The organism is Frankia sp. CcWB2 (assembly GCF_977927585.1).
Genome location: NZ_CDWRCM010000015.1, coordinates 11923 through 15701, shown reverse-complemented (window position 1 = coordinate 15701; position 3779 = coordinate 11923). Strand labels below are relative to the sequence as shown.

The 3779-nt window shown below is 70.4% G+C and carries 3 protein-coding genes and 1 pseudogene; 3 read left to right on the top strand and 1 reads right to left on the bottom strand.

Annotation, left to right across the window (positions count from 1 at the left end):
- From ACY45C_RS03230 to ACY45C_RS03220, 3 genes are all read left to right on the top strand, one after another.
- Nucleotides 1–864, top strand: an 864-nt coding sequence (locus ACY45C_RS03230) for a peptidase M50 (RefSeq protein WP_462186167.1), incomplete at its 5' end; no start/stop codon positions are given.
- Nucleotides 865–1032: 168 nt separating this feature from the next.
- A complete protein-coding gene (locus tag ACY45C_RS03225) occupies nt 1033–2037 on the top strand; it encodes a TerC family protein (RefSeq protein ID WP_462186166.1) in 1005 nt (334 codons plus the stop codon).
- 525 nt (nt 2038–2562) lie between these two features.
- Nucleotides 2563–3525, top strand: a complete 963-nt coding sequence (locus ACY45C_RS03220) for a glycosyltransferase family 2 protein (RefSeq protein ID WP_462186165.1) — start codon at nt 2563–2565, stop codon at nt 3523–3525.
- A 165-nt stretch (nt 3526–3690) separates the two neighbouring features.
- Here the strand turns inward: ACY45C_RS03220 and ACY45C_RS03215 are convergent.
- Nucleotides 3691–3779, bottom strand: a pseudogene (locus tag ACY45C_RS03215) (MBL fold metallo-hydrolase); the annotation flags it as partial.

Genomic DNA, 3779 nt, shown 5'->3' with positions numbered 1-3779 from the left:
CGGATCGCGCGGGCCGGCCTGCTCGTCACCGCCGCCGCCGGGGCCCTGCTCGTCGTGCTCGGCGCCCTGGCACCCGCCGGCACCTGGGAACTGGCCGGGGAGGTGGCCCTGTGGGTGGGTACCTTCGCGCTGCTGGTGACCCTCGTCGACGTCCTCCCCTCCCCGCGCAGCTCCGGCGGTCGGTTGATCGTCGCCCGGGTGGAGCGCCGCACCGGCAGTCGTGCGCGCGCCGAGCAGGCCGCGGCCCGCGCCGGTGTGATCACTGGCTGGTCGCTGATCGCCGTCGGGGTGGTCGGGTCGTTCCTGGTTGGGCTCGTCGCGCTGTGGGCCGTCCTGCTGGGTTGGTTGGCGCTGGGCACCTCCCGGTTCGCCCAGGCGCAGCAGCGGGCCTACGTCGCGCTGGAGGGTCTGACCGTCCGGGACGTGATGAGCCCGCCGCCGCCGCCGTTGTCCGCCTGGACGACCGTCGCGAGCGCGCTGGACGAGGTCGTCCTGCCCTCGCGGAGGGCGGTGTTCGGGGTCGAGGACTTCGACGGATCCCTCGCCGGGGTGGTGCTGTTGCGTGACCTCGCCGCCGTGCCGATGGACGATCGAGGTCTCGCCCGGATCAACCGGGTCATGATTCCGCTGGAGATGGTTGCCACCGCCCGTCCGGACGAGCAGCTGACGGGCGTCACCGGCCGACTTCTGGAGCGGCCGGCCGCGGGCTGCGTCGTCGTCCTCGACGCCGCCCCGGATGACGGTCGCCTCCGCTTGGTCGGAACGGTGGGCCCGGTGGAGCTGAACCAGGCGGTGGAGACCGCCCCGCTGCGCGGGCGCGCCACCACGGTCCGCCCCGCCCACCCCGGCGGCTTCTGGCGCTGACCGCCCGCCGCGGCGGGCACCCGGCTCCCCTCCTACTCCTCGGCGTGACCATCGCCGGGTGAAGTGTGCTCTGACCGACTGCTGGCAACGGGGCCCGGTCGGTCAGGGCGACACCGTTTCGCGCCGCGTGCCCGCGGCGCCGCGTTCCGACACCACTGGAGATCACCTGTGTACGTGCCCCCCTGGGCCTGGGCCGCCTTCGTCGGCGTCCTGCTCACACTCCTGACCATCGACCTGCTGGCACATCGTCGGGCTCACGTCATCGGCTTTCGCGAGGCCGCGTGGTGGAGCGTTCTGTGGGTCTCGCTGGGCATCGGATTCGCCGGTGTCATCTGGGCCTGGCAGGGCCCGGGGCCCGCCGGCGAGTACGCCGCCGCGTGGCTGCTGGAGAAGAGCCTGTCCGTCGACAACCTCTTCGTCTTCGCGCTGATCTTCTCTTATTTCAAGGTGCCTCGCGCCTACCAGCACCGCGTCCTGTTCTACGGTGTGCTGGGAGCGCTCGTGCTCCGTTTCCTGTTCATCGCGGCCGGTATCGCGCTGCTCGAACGCTTCAGCTTTGTCATCTACGTCTTCGGGGCTTTTCTGCTCTACACGGCAGTCACGATGCTCCGGGGCAACGGCGTCGAGATGGATCCGGGCCGGAGCAGGGCGATCGCGCTGCTGCGCAAGGTCATTCCGGTCACCGACGACTATCAGGGGCAGCGTTTCGTGTTTCGGCGTGCCGGGAAGCTGGTCGCCACGCCGCTACTGGCCGTCCTCGTCATGATCGAGACCGCCGACGTCCTGTTCGCGTTCGACTCGGTGCCCGCTGCGCTCGGTGTGACCGACAAGGTGTTCCTGGTCTACACGAGCAACGCCCTGGCCATCCTGGGGCTGCGGTCGTTGTTCTTCCTGCTCTCCGGTCTGATGGATCGTTTCCACCACCTGGCGACGGGGCTCGCGTTCATCCTGGCCTTCATCGGCGTGAAGATGTTGCTCACCGACGTGTGGCACCCGCCGATCGCGCTGTCGCTCGGCGTCATCGCGGTGACATTGATCGTGGCCATCGTCTGGTCGCTGCGTACCACCCCACCGGCCCCGCGGTCCGTGGCCGAGCCGGAGGGGGTGGCCGAGCCGGAGGGGGTGGCCGAGCCGCGGTCCGTGGCCGAAGGCTCCCAGGCGGCGCCCCGATGATCAGCGGGCGATGGGCCGGCGGGGTCGTCGCGTCGAGCGGCTTCTCTAACGCCGTCGCCCCGTCCCGGGTGAGCGGACCGTCCGGGGCGGTGGCCAGCGCCACGGCACTCGCCGTGGCCTGGCCCTCGGTGAGCATGATCGGCGCAAGGGCCGTGGTCTGGTCGGGAAAGTGCGACTGTTCACCCGGAGGCGGGCCGCCCGTGACGTCAGGCGGGTGACGAACCGGGCCCGGTTCGCCGCGCGTCCGGAAACATATCGAGGAATGGTGTCGCGACGCGCCGGGAACGAGGATGCCGGACAGCCCTGGCTCAGCGGTTATGCTGGTTCCGGCGGGTACTGCGGTACATCGGTGCACGTCCAGCCGCCGGGACGTATCTCTCTGACGCGGGCGAGGAGACGCGCGGGCGGGAATACTCGACGTTCCAGGGCCGATCGTGTGTACTCGTTCGGTGTGAGCTGTGGTCCTTCCTCGCCGATTCTTCCCGAAATTTCGCAGCTCGTTGCGGGCGCACTAGCCGAAGGCGGATGATGCACAGGCTGTTGGCGGTCGTCGTTTCTCACGGGGGATCGACGTCTCTGTACCGGTTGCTGACCACACTGGATGCCATGGAGGAATGCCGGGTATTTCTGGTGGAGAATGACGGGAAATCCCGGCATGATGCGTTGCCGGACGGTGTGCGCGTGGTCCAGGGGCACGGGAACGTCGGATACGGTACCGCGGTGAACCTCGCTGTCCGCCGTGCCGTGGAGGACGGGCTGCGGCCGGAGTGGATCCTGGTGGTCAACAGTGACGTGACGGTCCCTGCCGACACCGCGACGATGATCCCGAAGCTGCTCGCCTGGGCCGCGTCGTCCGCCGACGTGCTCGGCTTCCCGATCCGCGGCATGGCGGGCGAGCGGGGGCGGGCGAGTGCCGTCCTGCCGCGCCCGCGGACGAACGCTTACACGGCGGTACGGGGCGAGATCGCCGCGGTGGAGAGGTGGCCGGAACTGCGCTATCCGGTCGGCGCCTTCTTCGCCGTCCGTTCGGAGATTTTCCTACGGCTGGGCGGATTCGACCCGTCGTACTGGATGTACTACGAGGAGACGGATCTGTTCGCCCGGTTGCACGCCGCGGGCGGGCGCATCGTCTGGGCGGACGACGCCTGGCCGGTCGTACATGTGGGTGGGGAGACCGTCGGGCGGTCCGGGCTGCTGTACGCCGAACTCGGCCGGTCAGCCGCCACCTATGCCCGGCGGCACCGTCACGACGTGGGCCGGTCGTGGACCGCGGTGCACGCGGCCCAGCTGACCGTCCTCGCCGCGCGCAAATTGGCCGTGGGCCGGTCGCATGACGCGTTGCGCGCGGTCCGGATCCTCTCCGGGCTGGTGAGCGGGCTGGCCCGGCCAGGCTGGGAGCCCGCGGTCAGCTCACGGTGGCGCGCCGTCCCGGCCGAGACGCGGCTGCGTCTCGGCCATCTCCGCCCGGTACCGCGGACGCCGCAGTAGCGGCAGGATGATCCGATCGGTGATCTTGCCGATGGCTTCCCCGGACAGTAGGCACAGCGTCAGCATCACCTCGTTCCGGAGGAGGTCTCAACGGACTGAGCGCATCCGTGGCGTGAGCGCGTCGAGGCCGAGCTCGCCATACCGGAGCCGGCCTCACCGCCGCCGTCACCAGCCGCGGGTGCGCCATTCCGCCAGGTGCGGGCGTTCGGCGCCGAGGGTGGTGTCGTGTCCGTGGCCCGGGTAGATCCAGGTGG

Bases quoted from the DNA above. Each gene is read 5' to 3' on its own strand.
- ACY45C_RS03220 (WP_462186165.1), top strand. From the start codon at position 2,563: ATGATGCACAGGCTGTTGGCGGTCGTCGTTTCTCACGGGGGATCGACG.